Annotated in this window: 18 protein-coding genes and 2 tRNA genes; 5 read left to right on the top strand and 15 right to left on the bottom strand. The window is 72.3% G+C overall.

What is annotated here, in order from left to right:
- Positions 1–208: 208 nt before the first annotated feature.
- Positions 209–1261, top strand: coding sequence for a hypothetical protein (locus ACZ6JY_RS02035; protein ID WP_469191260.1), 1053 nt, complete (start codon positions 209–211; stop codon positions 1259–1261).
- Complete coding sequence (locus tag ACZ6JY_RS02030) at positions 1258–2850, top strand: NADH-ubiquinone oxidoreductase-F iron-sulfur binding region domain-containing protein (protein WP_469191258.1); 1593 nt, start codon at positions 1258–1260, stop codon at positions 2848–2850. The genes ACZ6JY_RS02035 and ACZ6JY_RS02030 overlap by 4 nt, the downstream gene beginning before the upstream one ends.
- Positions 2851–2945: 95 nt before the next feature.
- Here the strand turns inward: ACZ6JY_RS02030 and ACZ6JY_RS02025 are convergent.
- Positions 2946–3018 (bottom strand) — tRNA-Ala (locus ACZ6JY_RS02025).
- Between the two features lie 121 nt (positions 3019–3139).
- On the opposite strand from ACZ6JY_RS02025, the gene ACZ6JY_RS02020 reads away from it, so the two are divergent.
- On the top strand, positions 3140–4357 hold the full coding sequence (locus tag ACZ6JY_RS02020) for a glycosyltransferase 87 family protein (protein WP_469191256.1): 1218 nt from the start codon (positions 3140–3142) through the stop codon (positions 4355–4357).
- Here the strand turns inward: ACZ6JY_RS02020 and ACZ6JY_RS02015 are convergent.
- The 3 genes from ACZ6JY_RS02015 to ACZ6JY_RS02005 all read right to left on the bottom strand — a co-directional run bounded on the left by ACZ6JY_RS02015 (position 4326) and on the right by ACZ6JY_RS02005 (position 6294).
- Complete coding sequence (locus tag ACZ6JY_RS02015) at positions 4326–4559, bottom strand: hypothetical protein (protein ID WP_062773809.1); 234 nt, start codon at positions 4557–4559, stop codon at positions 4326–4328. The two genes, ACZ6JY_RS02020 and ACZ6JY_RS02015, sit on opposite strands and share 32 nt — an antisense overlap.
- 3 nt (positions 4560–4562) lie before the next feature.
- Complete coding sequence (locus ACZ6JY_RS02010) at positions 4563–4745, bottom strand: hypothetical protein (RefSeq protein WP_447037386.1); 183 nt, start codon at positions 4743–4745, stop codon at positions 4563–4565.
- A gap of 70 nt (positions 4746–4815) precedes the next feature.
- The gene (locus tag ACZ6JY_RS02005; RefSeq protein WP_469191254.1) at positions 4816–6294 is read right to left on the bottom strand and encodes an MFS transporter; all 1479 of its coding nucleotides are present in this window, start codon (positions 6292–6294) and stop codon (positions 4816–4818) included.
- A gap of 94 nt (positions 6295–6388) precedes the next feature.
- Between ACZ6JY_RS02005 and ACZ6JY_RS02000 the strand changes: the two genes are divergently transcribed.
- Positions 6389–7348, top strand: coding sequence for a helix-turn-helix transcriptional regulator (locus tag ACZ6JY_RS02000; protein WP_469191252.1), 960 nt, complete (start codon positions 6389–6391; stop codon positions 7346–7348).
- Between the two features lie 40 nt (positions 7349–7388).
- On the opposite strand, the gene ACZ6JY_RS01995 is transcribed toward ACZ6JY_RS02000, so the two are convergent.
- The 7 genes from ACZ6JY_RS01995 to ACZ6JY_RS01965 all read right to left on the bottom strand — a co-directional run bounded on the left by ACZ6JY_RS01995 (position 7389) and on the right by ACZ6JY_RS01965 (position 12054).
- A tRNA-Ala gene (locus ACZ6JY_RS01995) sits at positions 7389–7461 on the bottom strand.
- 124 nt (positions 7462–7585) lie between these two features.
- On the bottom strand, positions 7586–8227 hold the full coding sequence (locus tag ACZ6JY_RS01990; protein ID WP_447037389.1) for a histidine phosphatase family protein: 642 nt from the start codon (positions 8225–8227) through the stop codon (positions 7586–7588).
- Complete coding sequence (gene rsfS, locus ACZ6JY_RS01985) at positions 8224–8667, bottom strand: ribosome silencing factor (RefSeq protein ID WP_469191250.1); 444 nt, start codon at positions 8665–8667, stop codon at positions 8224–8226. Before rsfS ends, ACZ6JY_RS01990 begins: the two co-directional genes overlap by 4 nt.
- A gap of 156 nt (positions 8668–8823) precedes the next feature.
- Positions 8824–10731 (bottom strand): LCP family protein, encoded by a 1908-nt coding sequence (locus ACZ6JY_RS01980; RefSeq protein ID WP_469191248.1) that lies wholly within the window; start codon positions 10729–10731, stop codon positions 8824–8826.
- A 16-nt stretch (positions 10732–10747) separates the two neighbouring features.
- On the bottom strand, positions 10748–11386 hold the full coding sequence (gene nadD, locus ACZ6JY_RS01975; RefSeq protein WP_447037392.1) for a nicotinate-nucleotide adenylyltransferase: 639 nt from the start codon (positions 11384–11386) through the stop codon (positions 10748–10750).
- A gap of 225 nt (positions 11387–11611) precedes the next feature.
- A complete protein-coding gene (locus ACZ6JY_RS01970) occupies positions 11612–11776 on the bottom strand; it encodes a hypothetical protein (RefSeq protein WP_469191246.1) in 165 nt (54 codons plus the stop codon).
- Between the two features lie 86 nt (positions 11777–11862).
- Positions 11863–12054 (bottom strand): hypothetical protein, encoded by a 192-nt coding sequence (locus ACZ6JY_RS01965; protein WP_469191943.1) that lies wholly within the window; start codon positions 12052–12054, stop codon positions 11863–11865.
- A 99-nt stretch (positions 12055–12153) separates the two neighbouring features.
- On the opposite strand from ACZ6JY_RS01965, the gene ACZ6JY_RS01960 reads away from it, so the two are divergent.
- Complete coding sequence (locus tag ACZ6JY_RS01960) at positions 12154–13281, top strand: M48 family metallopeptidase (RefSeq protein WP_469191244.1); 1128 nt, start codon at positions 12154–12156, stop codon at positions 13279–13281.
- A 10-nt stretch (positions 13282–13291) separates the two neighbouring features.
- On the opposite strand, the gene ACZ6JY_RS01955 is transcribed toward ACZ6JY_RS01960, so the two are convergent.
- From ACZ6JY_RS01955 to ACZ6JY_RS01940, 4 genes are all read right to left on the bottom strand, one after another.
- Positions 13292–14401, bottom strand: coding sequence for an SCO2583 family membrane protein (locus ACZ6JY_RS01955; RefSeq protein WP_469191242.1), 1110 nt, complete (start codon positions 14399–14401; stop codon positions 13292–13294).
- A gap of 66 nt (positions 14402–14467) precedes the next feature.
- A complete protein-coding gene (locus tag ACZ6JY_RS01950; protein WP_469191240.1) occupies positions 14468–15076 on the bottom strand; it encodes an SCO2584 family spore wall biosynthesis protein in 609 nt (202 codons plus the stop codon).
- Positions 15077–15126: 50 nt separating this feature from the next.
- Positions 15127–16419: a glutamate-5-semialdehyde dehydrogenase gene (locus ACZ6JY_RS01945; RefSeq protein ID WP_469191239.1), complete on the bottom strand. Its 1293-nt coding sequence runs from the start codon at positions 16417–16419 to the stop codon at positions 15127–15129.
- 82 nt (positions 16420–16501) lie between these two features.
- A complete protein-coding gene (locus tag ACZ6JY_RS01940) occupies positions 16502–16990 on the bottom strand; it encodes a hypothetical protein (RefSeq protein ID WP_469191237.1) in 489 nt (162 codons plus the stop codon).
- Positions 16991–17051 lie beyond the last annotated feature (61 nt).

Below are 17051 nucleotides of genomic sequence, written 5' to 3'. Positions count from 1 at the left end.
CGCGCCCCGCGACGAGCTTTCCCCGCGTGGGCCGCCAGGCCGTGGATCTTCAGCCTTGGCCAAGGGTTACTCGGCGTACCGCCCACTATCGGGGCAACACCAAGAGCAGATAGCGCTTTGGTAACGACGCAATAACTCAAACCTCGTACCCACCGGTATGGAGCGACTTAGCATGCGGCGGGAACCGAACCATTTCGGAGCCGCCCCCATGAACCCTCTGCACCCTCATCGCCGGAGCCGAGTTCTCGCCGCCGGCGCCCTGCTCCTGATACCCCTGCTCGTCTTCGCGGGCAGCGACGGTTTCCGCGTCGCCCTGGACTTCACGACCGGCGTCCTGTGCCTGGTCTCCCTCACCGCGGCCGTGGTCTGGGGTCTGGTCGCCACCGACCGCCTCTTCCTCCGCTCCCGCCAGCGGCTGCTCGCCCAGGCCGTGCACCGTGCCACCGCGGTCGCCTCGGTGGGCTTCCTGCTGCTGCACGGCACCGTCAAGGTCGCACTCGACCACGTGTCGCTCCTCGGCGCCCTGGTGCCCTTCGGGCTCGGCGTCACCGGCAGCGCCGGGCTGATCGGCCTGGGCTCGCTCGCGGGCCTCCTCATGGTGGTCACGGGCGTCACCGGAGCCCTGCGCAGCGCCTTCGCCTCCCCCGCCCGGATCGCGTCGCGCTGGCGGTCACTGCACATGCTCGCCTACCCCGCCTGGTGTGCCTCGCTCACGCACGGCCTGTACGCGGGCCGCCAGCCGAAGCCCTGGGTGGTCGCCCTGTACTGCCTGTGTCTCATCGCGGTCGCCGGGGCCGTCGCCCTGCGCGCCGCGCCGCCGCCGGTCAAGCGGAAGGTCGCCGCCCGCATCCTGGCCCTGCTCGAACCGGGACGTGGCTCATCGCCCCCGGAAGGGCCTCCCGCGCGGGACACCGTTTCCGCCCCGCTGCCGGGCACGCTCACCGGCGTCGCGACCGACCCCGGCCCCGTGGTCGGCATCTCCGCGGCCTACCGCGCACTGGCCACCACGCCGCCCCTGTACCCGCCGGGGCCCCCACCCCGCGCCGAGCCCGCCGAGCGCTGGCCCACGCCGTCGCCGCCCCCACCCGTCGAGTCCCCCTACGTGGCGCCCCCGCCCACCTACGACACCGCACCCCAGCCCGTGTACGAGCCCTACGACCCCGCCTACGACAGTGGCTCCGCCACCGAGCCGCTGCCCGGGCCCTTCCAGGCCCCCAGCTCGGGTGAGCCCTGGAACGCCGCCACCGGAGGCCACCCGTGAACGCGTCGCTGCCCGACGTCCCCGAGGTCCGCGTCGTCGGCCTGCCCCTGCTCACGTCCGGCTTCGACCTGGTCGAACGCCTCGATCTGACGATGCACCTGAAGGTGCACGGGCCCCTGGAACCGATGGCGGGCGAAGCCCTCGCCGGACTCGCCGAGCAGATCGAGCTGCGCGGCAGAGGCGGCGCGGGCTTCCCCTTCGCGCGCAAGCTGCGCTCCGTCGCGGAGGCGGCGATACGGCGCGGCGTGCGCCCCGTGGTGGTCGTCAACGGCAGCGAGGACGAGCCGGCCTGCCGCAAGGACACCGTCCTGATCAACCGCGCCCCGCACCTCATCCTGGACGGCGCGCTGCTCGCCGCCGAGGCCCTCGGCGCCCGCACGCTCGTCATCGGCGTGACCCGCGACTCGACCGAGGCCTCGATGCGCACCGCCCTCGCCGAGCGCGGCCTGGGCAACCGCCGCGGCGCCGCACTACGCGCGCGTGTGCAGCGCAATCCGGTGCGCATGGTCACCGGGGAGTCCTCCGCGCTGGTCCGCTCCGCCGACGGCGGGCCCGCGCTGCCGCCGGGCCGCAAGGTGCGCACCTCCGACTCCGGGGTGGGCGGCGCCCCCACGCTGCTCTCGAACGCCGAGACGTTCGCCCAGCTCGCGATCGCCGCACGGATCGGCGCGGACCGCTACTGCCGCACCGGCCTGCGCGACGAGCCCGGCACGGTCCTGCTGACCCTCTCCGGAGCGGTCGCGCGGCCGATGGTCGTGGAGGTGCCCACCGGCGTCCCGCTGCGGTACGTGCTCCAGCTCGCCGGTGCTCCCGCGCTGCCCCAGGGCGTACTCACCGGCGGCTACCACGGCAAGTGGCTCGACAGCGTCACCGCGCACGAGGCGATCGTCTCCAGGGCCTCGCTGGACGCCTGCGGGGGCGCGCTCGGCGCCGGGGCGATCCTGCCGATCGGCGAGTCGACCTGCCCGCTGGGCGAGTCGCTGCGCGTCGCGCACTGGCTGGCCGCGGAGAGCTCGGGACAGTGCGGGCCCTGCTATCTCGGCCTCCCCGCGGCGGCCCGCGGCCTCGCGGACGTCCTCAACGGAGGCGGCCCCACCGCCCTGGAGGCGCTGCGCGAGGTGACCAGAGCCGTGAAGCGGCGCGGCGCCTGCAAACATCCGGACGGCACGGCCGCCTTTCTGGAGTCGGCGATCGCGGCGTTCACCGACGACCTGGCGGCGCACGTCCTCGGCGGCGGCTGCGGCCGCCCCGTGGCGGGCGTCCTGCCCCTCCAGGCGGAGGCTCCGCGGGGTGAGGCGCCCAGCGGCCGCAAGCTGGCCGTCGACTGGACGCTCTGCCAGGGCCACGGGCTGTGCGCGGACATCGTCCCCGAGCTGCTCCAACTCGGCCCTGACGGCTTCCCCTCGGTGGCGGAAGCCTCCGTACCGCGCTACTCCGAAGCGCGTGCCGCGCGCGCGGTGCGGCGCTGTCCCGCGCTCGCCCTGCGCATCGAGGAGGACCCGAAGGCGGCGCCACGGCAGCGTCCCGCACTGCCCGCCGCGCTGCCGCCCGGCCGAGGGCGCAGGGCACTCGGCAGCGGAAGGCAGTAACAAGTAGGGCCTCGCCCACGAAAACGACGACAAAGAAGGATGACGACAAAGAAGAAGCGGGCCACCCGATCCGGGTGACCCGCTTCCATTTGCTGTGGAGCTAAGGAGAATTGAACTCCTGACCTCCTGCATGCCATGCAGGCGCTCTACCAACTGAGCTATAGCCCCTTGCCTGTCCGCCCGGTTTCCCCGGCGGCTCCGCCAACATTACACGGTCATCCCCGTGCTCCACCAAATCGTTTCCGGTCTGCACCGGTACAGCCCGATTCGGCCGGTACTGTCAGCCCCCGTGACCGTGATCGCGCTCGCCGCCACCCGCCGCCGCGTCCCCGTGGCCGCCGGGGCCTGCCTGCTGTCCTTCACGGCCTTCTGGCTCGCCCAGCGTGCCGCCGACGTCTCGATGATCGACCTGATGGTCTACCGGGCCGAGGGCGAGACCGTGCGCGCGGGAGGCGACCTCTACGCGCTGCGCACCACCGAAGCGCACCTGCCCACCACCTACCCCCCGTTCGCCGCGCTCCTGTTCACGCCGCTGACGCTCCTGGACGTCCCGGACATGCGCGTTCTCACGACGCTGGGGAACCTGCTCCTGCTGGTCGTGTTCGTGGGGCTCTCCCTGCGGCTCATCGGCGGTGACGCGCGCCACGCGCGCGTGCGGACCGCCCTCGGCCTCTCCGCGCTCGCCGTCTGGTGCGAGCCGGTATGGACGACGCTGCGCTACGGACAGATCAATCTGCTGCTCGGCGTCCTCGTCCTGTGGGACCTCTCCCGGCGCCCCGGCCACCGCTGGGCCGGCGTGGGCATCGGGATCGCCGCGGCGATCAAGCTCACGCCCGCGCTCTTCGTCGTGTTCCTTCTCCTGACCGGGACCGCCGAGGCCCTGCGGCGCGGCCCGTGGCGGCCCGCCGTGCGGCACGCGTGCGTGGCGGCCGTCTCGTTCGCCGGGGCCACGCTCCTCGCGGCCGCCGTGCTGCCCCACGACTCGTGGCGGTTCTGGACCCGCATGGTCTTCGAGGCCGGCCGGGTCGGCCTGCCGGAGGACACCGCGAACCAGTCGCTGCGGGGCGTCCTCGCCCGGCTGCTGCACACCGCCGACCCCGGCGTCTGGTGGGCGGCAGCGGCCGCGGTGAGCTGCGCGTGCGGTCTCGCCGTCGCGGTGGCGGCGGCGCTGCGCGGGGAGCGGGCGTGGGCCGCGCTCTGCTGCGCGGTGACGGCCCTCCTGGTCAGCCCGGTGTCGTGGTCGCACCACTGGGTGTGGTGCGTGCCGATGCTGCTGCTCCTGGGCACTGACGCGGTGCGACGGGGCGGGCGGGGGCGCTGGGCGGTGACCGGGGGCGCCTCGCTGGTCTTCGTCTCGTACGCCCTGTGGTGGGTGCCGCACGGTGCGGGACGGCTCGAACTCGGCCAGAATTATGGCCAGATGTCGCTGTCCGCCCTCTACGTGGTGACCGCTTTCGGGTTTCTGCTGATCGGGGTCAGGCGGTGGCGAACGAGTAGAACCGCTTGAGGGTGCAGTGTTCGTCGAGCAGCCGGCCGTAGATCGGCTCCCCTTCGAGCTCTCGGTAGGTCTCGATGGGGTCGCCTTTTATGATCAGCGCCCGGGCACATTCCTCGCACCAGTACTGGTACTCGTCGTTGACCGGTTCCATGTCGCGGACGATCGGTGTGCCGCTGTCACACCAGTCGCATTTCCGCCTGTGTGCACCCATCGATCAGCTCCAGCTGTGGCCGCAGGCGGTGCACACGTACGAGACTCCGCCGTTGTCACCGAGTACTTGGGCGACATGGGACGAGCCGCAGGAAGGGCAGTTGAGGAGCGTGCGGCGCCCGGCACGTTCTCGCATCGCCGCCTCGCCGGAGAGGCGGTCGCCCTCTCCGATGATGCTCGCGGGCATCGCGCTCTCCCTCCCGTCGGGCTGCGTCCCCTTCCGGCCGTCCGATTCTGCCACGGCCTGAGCGACACGGTCAGCGACGCCGTCGTACCAGTCCGGACACGGCACCCAGTGCGGCCACTGAGGCGAGCGCGTATGCGCACACCAGGAGCGCGTCCGCGGATGAATACGCCCCCCGGCCCCCTGACGACTCAAGCCGGTGCAAGAAGAGCGCCCCGAAACAGGCGACTCCGGTCAACTGGCCGATCTGCGTGACCGTCGCGAGCAGACCGCTGGCGTCCGCCGCGTCTTCGGCGCGCACCGTCGCGAGCGCCCGCGTCAGCGTAGGACCGAAGCCGAGGGAGAGTCCGGCGCCCACGCCCACGAAGGCCACGTACAGCCAGAGCCCGCCGTCGCCGCCGTCACGCAGCAGCAGCCCCACGGCGGCCGTCGCCACCGCGGTCAGCGCGAAGCCGCCGGGGATCAGTGCCCGTTGCACCTGCTGCGGCCAGCGCCGCCACGTCAGTCCGACCGCGCCGAAGACGACGGCGGTCGGCCCGAAGGTGAGCCCGGCCCGCAGCGCGCTGTATCCGAGGCCTCCCTGGACGTGCAGGGTGAGCGCGAAGAGGAAGCCCGCGTTCACGGCCATCACGGCGGCGATGCGGAAGACGGCGAGCCCCATGCCCGGCGACCGCAGGAGCCGCGGCGCCATCAGCGGCGCCCCGCCGCGCCGGGCGAGCCGGGACTCGTACACGCAGAACAGGGCGAAGAGGACCGCTGCCGCGACCAGCGAGAGCCAGGACCACAGCGGCCAGCCCTCCTCCTGCCCGAGGACCAGCGGCACGGTGAAGAGCGAGACCGCGGCGCCGAGCAGCACGAGGCCCGGCACGTCGAACCCGCGTGCCCGCCCGGCCGCGAGCGCCGCGGCGTCGTCGCGCGGCAGCACCCGGGCCGCGAGGGCGAGCAGGACCACGCCGACCGGCACGTTCACCAGGAAGACCGGCCGCCAGCCGGTGCCGAAGAGGTCGGCGCTGACGAGGACACCGCCCAGCACCTGCCCGGCGGCGGCGCCGGTGGCGAGGACGGCCGAGTACGCGCCGAGCGCCTTGATCCGCGCCTCGCCCGCGAAGTTGCGCTGGATCAGGCTGAGCACCTGCGGGATCAGGACCGCCGATCCTGCCCCTTGCAGCAGCCGGAAGGCGATCAACTCCCCCGTTCCCTGCGCGAGTCCGCAGGCCAGCGAGGCGACGGTGAAGACGGCGAGGCCGAAGAGGTACACCCGCCGGTGCCCCAGGCGGTCACCGAGCCGGGCGCCGGTGATCAGCAGGACGGCGTACGTGATGGTGTAGCCGGCGATGACGAGCTGCAATCCGGCGCCGGACGCGTGCAGTTCGGACTGGATGGTCGGCGCCGCGACGTTCACGATGAACACGTCGAGCAGCGCCATGAACTGGGCGGCCAGCACGACCCCGAGCAGCCGTCCACGCCGATTGTCAGTGCCGGGGGCTTTACTGGTTGTGGGAGTTGGACCGGGAGTCGGACCCGCGGGGGCGGGTGAGGTGGTCGTCGTCATGCCGTCGAGCGTGCGGGCGATCCGGTACGGGTGACGAGAGCCCGCCGATGCTGGTACTGACAGCACCTGGCAGCGGCCGACGCGGGCGCGGACGATGGGGGACGTGACGACGATGACGACGACGCGGGAGTGGGCACCGGAGCAACCGCAGGGGCCCCAGAGGTGGGCGACAGGGCAACCGCGGCGGCCTCAGGGCCGGGCGGAGGAACAACCGCAGAGGCCGCAGCGGCGGCGACCGGAGCTGGCCGCCTTCCTGCGCGGGCGCAGAGCCAGGGTGACCCCGGCCGATGTCGGGATGCCTCCCGGGCTGCGCCGCCGGACGCCGGGGCTGCGGCGTGAGGAGGTCGCCCAGCTCTCCGGGGTGGGCGTCACCTGGTACACCTGGCTGGAGCAGGGCCGGCCGATCAACGCGTCGCCGCAGGTCCTGGACGCCGTGGCGCGCACGCTGCGGCTGGGCCGGCCGGAGCGCGAGCATCTGTACCACCTGGCCGAGGTGCCCTACGAGCCGGATCCCGAGGCCGTGGTGGCCGTGGTGGGCCCGGAGGTCCAGGACGTCATCGACGCGATGGACCCGCTCCCCGCGGTGGTCTACAACGCGCGGTACGACATCCTCGCCACCAACCCCGCGTACCGGGACCTCTTCCTGATCCCGCGGAGCGCCGAGGTGGGCGTCCCGAACGTGCTGTGGTCGCTGTTCACCGTCCCCGAGGTGGTGTGCCCGCTGGTCTTCCGCGACTCGGAGCTGCCGGTGATGGTGGCGACCCTGCGCAACGCGTACGGCCGGCATGTGGGCGAGCCCGAGTGGGAGGGCTTCATCCACCGGCTCTCCGCGGCGAGCCCGTACTTCGCCGAGCTGTGGGCGAGCGGGAACGTCATACCTCCCGGGTCCCGGGTGAAGACGTTCCGGCACAAGGCGATAGGCGAGCTGCGCATGACCTCGGTCTCCCTGAGCGTCAACGGCATGCCGGAGTGCCGGATCGTCGCCTACACCCCGGACGACGAGGAGAGCAGACGCCAGACCATGGAACTGCGCGCGCGAAGGCTGAGGGCATGAAAAAACCCGCCCCCTGACGGGGACGGGATTTCCGGAACTGTGGAGCTAAGGAGAATTGAACTCCTGACCTCCTGCATGCCATGCAGGCGCTCTACCAACTGAGCTATAGCCCCTTGTGTTCTTCCCGCTCGGCGGGCGAACAAGAAGAACTTTAGCCTGCGACCAGCCGGAATGTGAAATCCGGGTGCCGGTGCCCGCCGGGAGCCGTCCGGCCCACGTCACGGGCGCCCGGGGCGCTCAGTCGTCGTCGCCGAGCACCGGTTCCGGCAGCGTGCCGGCGTTGTGCTCGAGCAGGCGCCAGCCGCGCGCGCCCTGGCCGAGGACCGACCAGCAGCAGTTGGAGAGACCGCCGAGACCTTCCCAGTGATGGGAGTCCAGACCGAGGAGGCGACCGATGGTGGTGCGGATGGTGCCGCCGTGGCTGACGACGACCAGCGTGCCGTTGTCCGGCAGCTTCTCGGCATGGCGCAGGACGATCGGCGCCGCCCGGTCGGCGACCTCGGTCTCCAGCTCGCCGCCGCCCCGGCGCACCGACTCGCCGCGCTTCCACGCGTCGTACTGGTCGCCGAAGCGCGCGATGATCTCGTCGTGCGTCAGGCCCTGCCACTTGCCCGCGTACGTCTCCCGCAGGCCCTCCTCGTGGGTGACGGGGAGGCCGGTGATGGCGGCGAGCTCGTCCGCCGTGGCCGCCGCCCGCTTGAGGTCGGACGCCACGATGGCGTCCGGCTTCAGGGAGGCGAGCAGCCGGGCGGCGCGCTTGGCCTGGCCGGTGCCGGTCTCGGTCAGCTCGATGTCCGTGGAGCCCTGGAAGCGGCGCTCAAGGTTCCAGGACGTCTGGCCGTGCCGCCACAGGATGACCCGGCAGCCGCGGTTGCTCACCGAAGCTCACCGTCCAGGTCCGCCTCCTCGGCGGCCCGCTGCTCGGCGTGCTCGGCGGCCTTGCCGCGGGTCGCCGTGGCCTCCTCGGGCAGCGCGATCTCGGGGCAGTCCTTCCACAGGCGCTCGAGGGCGTAGAAGACACGCTCCTCGCTGTGCTGGACGTGCACCACGATGTCGACGTAGTCGAGGAGGATCCAGCGGGCGTCGCGGTCGCCCTCACGGCGGACCGGCTTGGCGCCGAGCTGCTTGCTGAGCTGTTCCTCGATCTCGTCGACGATCGACTTGACCTGGCGGTCGTTGGGCGCGGAGGCGAGCAGGAAGGCGTCCGTGATCGACAGCACGTCGCTGACGTCGTACGCGATGATGTCGTGCGCGAGCTTGTCGGCAGCCGCCTGGGCGGCGACGTTGATGAGCTCGATGGAGCGGTCCGTGGCGGTCACTGGTGAGCTTTCCTTCAGATGGTCAAGACACCCCAAGGGTCTCACGGACCGCCGACGGAGCCCCAGACGATTACGTCACGGCTCCGCCGGCCCCGTTCCGTGCCTGTCCGGCACGGCTCCGCACGCCCCGTACGGCACGGCTCCGACGGCCGGTCCTCACTTCGTCTCGTAGTCCTGGCCGAGCACCACGGAGACATCGGCGTTCGCCGTCGTCTTGCCCTTGCGGACCGCGCCTGCGGGCAGGCCGAGGGTCTTGGCGACCTCGGTGGCCTGCGACTTCTTGGCCGCGTCGGCGTAGGTGATCTGCGAGGACGGCTGGGCAGCGGAGTCCGTGCCGCCGTCGACGAAGGCGTAGCCGCCGTTGACCAGGGTGACGCGGGCCTCCTGGGCCGCGCCCTTGCTCCCGGAGGCGTTCTTGACGCCCACGCGCACGGCCGCGCCCTCCTCGGGGCTCTTGGCGGCGCCGCCGAGGATGTCCTTGACCACACTGTCCCCGGCCTTCTCGGTCAGCGTGCCGTCCTGCTGCACCGGGAGGAGCGTCGTCTTGTAGTCGCCGCCCTTGGCCCGGTCGGCGAGCTTGGCGAGGAAGGCGCCGAGGTCCTTCTCCTTGAGCGACGGGTCGAGGATCTGCGCGAGTGACTCGACGGTGGTGGTGGCCGCCTTCGCGTCGGACGACAGCTTGCGCAGGATGCCCTGCATGACCTGGCCGAAGCGGTTGAGCTGCGCGGCCTCGGTCTCGCCGGAGCCGCGGTGGGTGGCGTAGGCGACGGCCATCGGGCCGCTGAGGGTCTGCTGCTCACCCTTCTGGACCAGCGGGGCCTCGCCCTTCTTGGCCTTGGGGTCGGGCACGTCGGCGTCGGTGTCGACGTCGATGTTGCCGACGAGCTCGACGAGGTTCTGCAGATACGGCGTGTCGAGCCGCCAGGTGCCCTCGACCTCGGTGCCGAGGGCCGTGTCGATCGACTCGCGGGTGCCGGTCGAGCCGTCGTCGTCGACGGACTTGCCGAGCGTCGTCGCCGAGCCGTTGTCGTCAGAGACGGCGAGGGAGTTCGGGATCAGTACGGTCGCGCCCTGGCCCGTGGTGGCGTTGTTCACCAGGAGCGCGGTGGAGGTGCCGCCGCCCTTGGTGTTGTGCAGGTGGACGACGATCACGTCACGCTTCTGCGGGCCGCTCGCCGCCGCGGCGCCGCCCTCGCCGCCCGACTGGCCCGGCAGCTTGCCCGCGAACCACAGGTAGCCGACGCCGCCCGCGATCACCAGTGCGAGGACGACGACGAGCGCGACGACGCGGGAGCGCCCGCGCCGCTTGGCCTCCTCGCGCCGCTCGGTGCGGCTCTCGGTGAACTTCAGCCAGTCGATGACGTCCTCGGAGTCCTCGTCCGGCTCCTCGATGAACGAGAACTGCTCGGTCTTGTACTCGGGCTGCGCCTCGCGCGGCGCGGCGCTCGGCTCCGCCGGGGCAGACGCGGCGGGCGCGGGCCCGGCTTCGGCCGCCGCCCGGCCCCGCGCCGCCCGCGCCGCCCGCTGGGGCTGCTGGGGCTGCTGGGGCTGCTGGGGCTGCTGGGGCTGCTGGGGCTGCTGGGGCTGCTGGGGCTGCTGGGGCTGCTGGGGCTGCTGGGGCTCAGCCTGCCGCGCTTGCTGCTGCTGCGGAATCCACCCGGCGTCCCCCGTCCCACCGGTGCCGTACGCGGCTCCCCCGGCGTTTTCGTACCCGGACCCCGCGGCATTGTCGTACGAGGTCCCCGCCCCGTACGTGTCAGGCGTCGTCGTCCCCGTGCCGTAGGCATGCGCGTCGTAGCCCTGCTGCTGCCCGCCCCCGTAGGGGTCGTACCCGTACCCCTGAGGCTGCTGGTACTGCGGAGCCTGCTCCTGGTACCCGGAAGCCTGCTGCTGGGGCTGCTGGTGGGACTGCTGCTGAGGCACCTGCTGGTACACCGGCTGCCCATACTCGTCGTACCCGACGACCTGGTACTGATCCTGGTACTGATCAGCCGCGTACTCGCCCGCGTACTCGCCCGCATACGGGTCGCTGCCCGCATAAGGGTCGTACTGTCGGTCGTTCACCGGTGCCCCTCTCGGCTCATTCGCCGCGGTACAGCTCGCGCTTGTCGATATAACGCACCACGCCGTCGGGCACCAGGTACCAGACGGGGTCGCCCTTGTGGACCCGCGCGCGGCAGTCGGTGGACGAGATGGCCAGGGCGGGCACCTCCACGAGGGAGACGCCGCCCTTGGGGAGCCCGGGGTCGGTCAGCGTGTGGCCGGGCCGGGTGACCCCGATGAAGTGCGCGAGGGAGAACAGCTCTTCCGTGTCCCGCCAGGTGAGGATCTGGCCGAGCGCGTCCGCGCCCGTGATGAAGAAGAGGTCCGTGTCGGGGTTGAGGGCACGCAGGTCGCGCAGCGTGTCCGTGGTGTAGGTCGCGCCGCCGCGGTCGAGGTCGATGCGGCTCACCGAGAACTGCGGGTTCTCGGCGGTCGCGATGACCGTCATCAGATAGCGGTCCTCGGCGGGTGACACCTGCTTGTCGCTCTTCTGCCACGGCTGCCCGGTCGGCACGAACACCACCTCGTCGAGGTGGAACTGCGCGGCGACCTCACTGGCCGCCACCAGGTGTCCGTGGTGGATCGGGTCGAACGTGCCGCCCATGACGCCGAGGCGGCGCTTGCCGTTGGCTGCCGGACCGGTCTCCGGACCGGTGGGCATGTCCTGCTCTCCCATGCGTGCAGACCCTACCGGCCCGGTGGACGGGCTCGGTCCGGGCGGTCCCCTGCCGAAGCCCCCGGGCAGGACGGCTCACCGTTCCCGTACGGGAACGGCCTCAGTGATCCCGTAAGGGAACGCACGCAACGGCCCCCTACGGGAACCCACGGGAGCCCAGGGAAGCCCACGGGACGCCACGGGGACCCACAGAAGCTGCTCAGCGGCCCCGCACGGGCGCCGTGCTCAGCGGTCCCGGTTGAAGCGCGTGGTGATCCACAGGAGCAGCATCAGGGCGAGGAACGCGCCGCCGCCGGTCAGGAGGGGGCTCAGGCTCGTGTGACCGCCGGCGTGCTCGCCGCCCTCGGAGGCGAGAGTGACCAGCTGGGCGGCGTTGGCGTGGAGGCTCATCTCAGGCAGGACCTATCCGGGGGAGGGATGGACATAAGAACTTCCGGGCCATCGTAAGCGTGGGCCCTGCTCCGGCTCACGCCGACTCAGCTGTTGCGGTCCTCGTCGGCGCCCCGGCGGTACCCGCGCAGCAGGAACCAGCCCGCGAGGACGCAGCCGACGACCATGACGATCAGTACGATCCGCAGCAGATTGCCCGGGCCCTGCTCTCCGGCGGCCTTGGCCGCCTCCGTGAGCCAGTCGGCCCCGGTGTTGTACTCCATGGGATCCATGGCCATGACGGATGACTCCTTCTGTGTGCTGCCCTGTCACGGTATCTCCGCCTAGGCTGGGCCCCACCTCGGGGGCATCGGAGGACGACACATGGGGGAATCGGCATGACCGACGACAACCACCACGACGGCGGCACAGGCGGCGGCACGGGCGGCGGCACAGGCGGCGGCACGGACGGCGAAGGCCACGAGAACGTGCCCAGCCGGCAGCGCAGGCGTTTCCCCGGCATCTCGTCGCGCGCCTACGAGCACCCCGCGGACCGCTCGGCCCTGGTCGCCCTGCGCAAGCTCAGCGGCTTCGACACGGTCTTCAAGGCGCTCAGCGGCCTGCTGCCCGAGCGCAGTCTGCGGCTGCTCTTCCTGTCCGACTCCGTACGGGTCTCGGACGTGCAGTTCGCGCACCTCAACACCATGCTGCGGGACGCCTGCTACATCCTGGACCTGGAGAAGGTCCCGCCGATGTACGTGAACCAGGACCCGAATCCGAACGCGATGTGCATCGGTCTCGACGAGCCGATCATCGTCGTGACGACGGGCCTGGTCGAGCTGCTCGACGAGGAGGAGATGCGGGCGGTCGTCGGCCACGAGGTGGGCCACGCGCTGTCGGGCCACGCCGTGTACCGCACGATCCTGCTGTTCCTCACCAACCTCGCGCTGAAGGTCGCGTGGATCCCGCTCGGCAACGTCGCGATCATGGCGATCGTGACGGCGCTGCGCGAGTGGTTCCGCAAGTCCGAGCTCTCGGCGGACCGCGCGGGGCTCCTCGTGGGACAGGACCTGCGGAGCTCCATGCGCGGCCTGATGAAGCTGGCGGGCGGCAACCACCTGCACGAGATGAACGTGGACGCGTTCCTTGAGCAGGCCGAGGAGTACGAGGCCGGGGGCGACCTGCGCGACTCGGTGCTGAAGATCCTGAACGTGCTGCCGCGCACGCACCCCTTCGCCACGGTGCGGGCCGCCGAGCTGAAGAAGTGGGGCGAGTCCCGCGACTTCCAGCGGATCATGGACGGGCACTACCCGCGCCGGGACGAGGACGGGGACACCTCCGTCTCCGACTCCTTCCGGCAGTCGGCCTCCGCGTACGCGGACGACGTGCGCAACAGCAAGGACCCGCTGATGAAGCTGGTCAGCGACATCGCGGGCGGCGCGGGCGATCTCGGCGGCAAGCTGCGGGGCAAGTTCACGGGTGGCCAGGGCGGCGGCGGCACAGAGGGCCCCGCGGACCCGAAGTAGCGGGCGCCCGCTAGAGCGAGGGCTGGGCGGCGGCCGCCAGCGTGCCGCAGAGCGCCGGGGCATGGCCCGTGGCGTACGGGTCGGTGCCCGCCGGGCCGCCCGCCTTCGCGCGCTCCCCGGCGAGCAGCGGCCGCAGATGGCTCACCGAGTCGTCGCTGCACGTCAGCGGCCCGGCCTGGGTGTCGGACGTGACCAGCTCGGCCTGGTGCATCCGCAGGTCGTCACGGTCGAAGCGGAAGTGCAGCTCCCGCCGCACGGTGAACAGGGAGGCCTTCGCCTCCCCGTCGCCGGAGGCCTTCGCCTCCCTGGAGGCCTTCGCCTTGCCCGGCTCGGCCCCCCGTACCGCGTACACGAACGTGTGATCGGTGAACACCTCAAGCGTGCCCTTGTCCGTCTCGGCGGCCCGCAGCGTGCCCTCGACCCTGACGCGCTGGTCGGCGAGGGCGGTCCGTGCCGGGTCGAACCGCACCAGCCAGCCGGTGGGCGCGTGCCGCCCGTCCGCGGCGGGGTGCGCGAAGCTCCGGTCGAACTGGTCGTACTGCTCCGGGTCGAGGAGCAGCCGGACGGAGCGCGGTGATCCGCCGGTGAGCACGTCGGGGTCGAGGGAGGACTCGACCAGGTAGTCCTTGGCGGTGGTCAGCGCGGACGTCACCTGGCTGTCGGAGAAGTGCGCGGTGCGGCGCGCGGCGGGGAGGTTCACGCCGCCCGCGCCCACCCGGAACTGCGCGGCGGGGCTGTGCGCGTACAGGTCGGCGACTTTCCCGGCCCCCGGCACGCGGCCCTGCGGGGAGAGCGGTACCACCGTCATCCGCAGCGGATCGGAGCGCTTGGCCGGCGGGCTCGGATACGGCTGCCGTACGCCCACGAAGATCGCCGTGCCGAAGGCCAGCGCGATGAGCACGACGAGGATCACGGCCTGGCGGGACAGTCGGCGGCGGGACAGGGCGGGGCGGCGGCGCACGGCGTGCTCGTGGTCGATCATGCGTTCCTGGGCGGAGTACTCCTGGAGGCGTGCAGCGCGGACGAACGACTCGTCGAAGACAACGGATCGGTACTCGTCCTCGCCACCGCCGGGAGCGCCCTCGGGTGTACCCGCCGGCGGGTCTCCTGGCCCGCCCATACTTTGAGGGTAGGTCTCCGGGCGGGCAAGTAAACGCCCGGTTACGCCACAAGTTCTTCCGGCGGCTCAGGGAGTGCGCGGCGTCGCGGGCACCGCCGGGCGGCCGAACTCCGCGGAGGCCGAGGGACTGACCGCGACCTCGCTGTCGGCGCTCTGCCCGACCTCCGTGGAGGCGGGCGCGGGCACCTGGTCCTGGCGGCCCGACGAGGCGCCGCGGTAGACCGCGGTGAAGGCGAGGGCGACCATGCCGACGCCCATCAGGAGGGCCAGCATCCAGGCGACGGGGCGGTGCCAGCGGGACTGGCCGGGGTGGCGGCCCGCGCGGCCGTACCGCCGGGCGTCGGTGTCGTGTTCGTAGGCCTCGTCGAGGTCGTCGTGGCCGAACTCGCCCTCTTCGGGGTCGAAGCCGTCGTCGTAGTACTCGTCGTCAGGGGCGTCGCGTGCCGGGCCGCGCATACGGGCCCTGCGGTTCTCGGCCTCGGTGGCCTCCGCGCGCGCCTGGGCGGCCGCGAGCAGCCGCTCCACGGCGGACGGCTCACGGATCTCGGCGGCCCGTACGAAGTCCTCGTCGAAGACCACGGAGGCGAACTCTTCGTCCGCACCCCCGCGGTCGCGGTCGTCGTCGGGCTCCCCGCCGTCAGGGAACGACGGCGTGCCCCCCACGTCCTCCGGCACCCCTCCAGCCTAGACCTGGAAGGGGCAATTTGGGCAGGGCGCAGGGGAATTCAGCGGATGTGGCCGTCGCCCGTCACGATGTACTTGGTGGAGGTCAGCTCGGGCAGCCCCATCGGTCCCCGCGCGTGCAGCTTCTGCGTGGAGATGCCGATCTCGGCGCCGAAGCCGAACTGCCCGCCGTCGGTGAAGCGCGTCGAGGCGTTCACGGCGACGGTGGTGGAGTCCACGAGCTGGGTGAAGCGGCGGGCCGCCTGCTGCGAGGTGGTGACGATGGCCTCCGTGTGCCCCGAGGTCCACAGGCGGATGTGCTCGACGGCCTGCTCAAGGGTGTCGACGACGGCGGCCGCGATGTCGTACGAGAGGTACTCGGTCTCCCAGTCCTCGGTGGTCGCGGGGACGACGGTGGCCTTGCTGCCCTCGGCGTACGTGAGGACGCGCTCGTCGGCGTGGACGGTGACGCCGGCCTCGGCGAGGGCGTCCAGGGCGCGCGGCAGGAAGGCCCCGGCGATGTCGCGGTGCACGAGCAGCGTCTCGGCGGCGTTGCAGACGCTGGGGCGCTGCGCCTTGGAGTTGATCAGGATGTCGACGGCCATGTCGAGGTCGGCGGCGGCGTCCACGTACACGTGGCAGTTGCCGGTGCCGGTCTCGATGACCGGGACGGTGGACTCCTCGACGACGGTCTTGATCAGCGAGGCGCCGCCGCGCGGGATGAGCACGTCGACGAGGCCGCGGGCGCGCATCAGCTCGCGTACGGAGTCGCGGTTCTCGCCGGGGACGAGCTGGACGGCGTCCGCGGGCAGGCCCGCGCCGTGCACGGCGTCGCGCAGGACGCGCACCAGGGCCGTGTTCGAGGAGTACGCCGATGACGAGCCCCGCAGCAGGACCGCGTTGCCGGACTTCAGGCAGAGGGCGGCGGCGTCCACGGTGACGTTGGGGCGGGCCTCGTAGATGATCCCGACGACGCCGAGGGGGACGCGGACCTGGCGCAGGTCGATGCCGTTGGGGAGCGTGGAGCCGCGGACGACCTCGCCGACCGGGTCGGGCAGGGCGGCCACGTCGCGCACGTCGGCGGCGATGGCGCGGACCCGCTCGGGGGTCAGGGTGAGCCGGTCGACGATGCCCTCGCTCGTGCCCGCCTCACGGGCGCGCGCGATGTCCTCGGCGTTGGCCGCGACGATCTCGCTGGTCCGCACCTCCAGGGCGTCGGCGATCGCGAGGAGCGCGTCGTCCTTGGCGGCCCGTGGCAGCGGCGCGAGCGTGGCGGCGGCGCCACGGGAGCGGTAGGCGGCCCGGGCGACCGGTGAGAGGTTGTCGTACGGCGAGACGGGAGAGAGCGACGTCATGCCCGCAGGGTAATCCCCGCGCGCGGGGCGTCCACCCGGTATTCCAGTACCCGAGACCGGCGGGCGGCTGTGGGACGACGGCTCAAAACGGGTGCACGCCCACCGGGGTGGCGGGTAACGGACCGTAGCCCTCGGCCACCCGGTGGTGATAGGTGTCACGGTCGATCACTTCGAGCCCCACGATCTCCCACGGGGGCAGCCGCGCGCTGTGCCGGTGCTCGCCCCAGAGTCGGAGCGCGACGGCCGCGGCGTCGTGCAGATCGCGGGCCTCCTCCCAGTAGCGGATCTCGGCGTGGTCGGGGGCATAACGGCTGGTGAGGAGGAAGGGGTGGTCGTGGGCGAGCTGTTCCAGGCCGCGCCTGACCTCCTGCAACGGGGTCTCCGCCCCCGAGACGCTCAGCGTGACGTGCCACAGCCGGGGCGCCTCCACCGGCTCGCCGTCCCGGCTCTCGCGCGCGGCGCCCTCCGGCGCGGCCTGCGGCTCGCTCTCGTACGCCTCGCCCGCGGCGACGCTCGTCAGCGCCCGCTCCGCGGAGCCGCGGGACGCCACCCCAGGGCGCACTCGTCTCACGACGGCCTCCTTCACGCGATGGCGATGCGGATACGCAACGGTTCAGCGGAACTGTTCTCGA

It is taken from the genome of Streptomyces sp. NPDC046335 (assembly GCF_055587985.1).
The sequence above is the reverse complement of the archived record's forward strand: the minus strand, read 5'-3'. Positions and strand labels throughout refer to the sequence as shown.

Excerpts from the sequence above, each read along its gene's own strand:
- ACZ6JY_RS01945 (WP_469191239.1), bottom strand. The coding sequence starts at position 16,419 with ATGACGTCGCTCTCTCCCGTCTCGCCGTACGACAACCTCTCACCGGTC.
- ACZ6JY_RS02000 (WP_469191252.1), top strand. The coding sequence starts at position 6,389 with ATGGGGGACGTGACGACGATGACGACGACGCGGGAGTGGGCACCGGAG.
- ACZ6JY_RS02035 (WP_469191260.1), top strand. The coding sequence starts at position 209 with ATGAACCCTCTGCACCCTCATCGCCGGAGCCGAGTTCTCGCCGCCGGC.
- ACZ6JY_RS01960 (WP_469191244.1), top strand. The coding sequence starts at position 12,154 with ATGACCGACGACAACCACCACGACGGCGGCACAGGCGGCGGCACGGGC.
- ACZ6JY_RS02010 (WP_447037386.1), bottom strand. The coding sequence starts at position 4,745 with ATGCCCGCGAGCATCATCGGAGAGGGCGACCGCCTCTCCGGCGAGGCG.
- ACZ6JY_RS01970 (WP_469191246.1), bottom strand. The coding sequence starts at position 11,776 with ATGAGCCTCCACGCCAACGCCGCCCAGCTGGTCACTCTCGCCTCCGAG.
- ACZ6JY_RS02005 (WP_469191254.1), bottom strand. The coding sequence starts at position 6,294 with ATGACGACGACCACCTCACCCGCCCCCGCGGGTCCGACTCCCGGTCCA.
- nadD (WP_447037392.1), bottom strand. The coding sequence starts at position 11,386 with ATGGGAGAGCAGGACATGCCCACCGGTCCGGAGACCGGTCCGGCAGCC.
- ACZ6JY_RS01965 (WP_469191943.1), bottom strand. The coding sequence starts at position 12,054 with ATGGCCATGGATCCCATGGAGTACAACACCGGGGCCGACTGGCTCACG.
- ACZ6JY_RS02015 (WP_062773809.1), bottom strand. The coding sequence starts at position 4,559 with ATGGGTGCACACAGGCGGAAATGCGACTGGTGTGACAGCGGCACACCG.
- ACZ6JY_RS01955 (WP_469191242.1), bottom strand. The coding sequence starts at position 14,401 with ATGGGCGGGCCAGGAGACCCGCCGGCGGGTACACCCGAGGGCGCTCCC.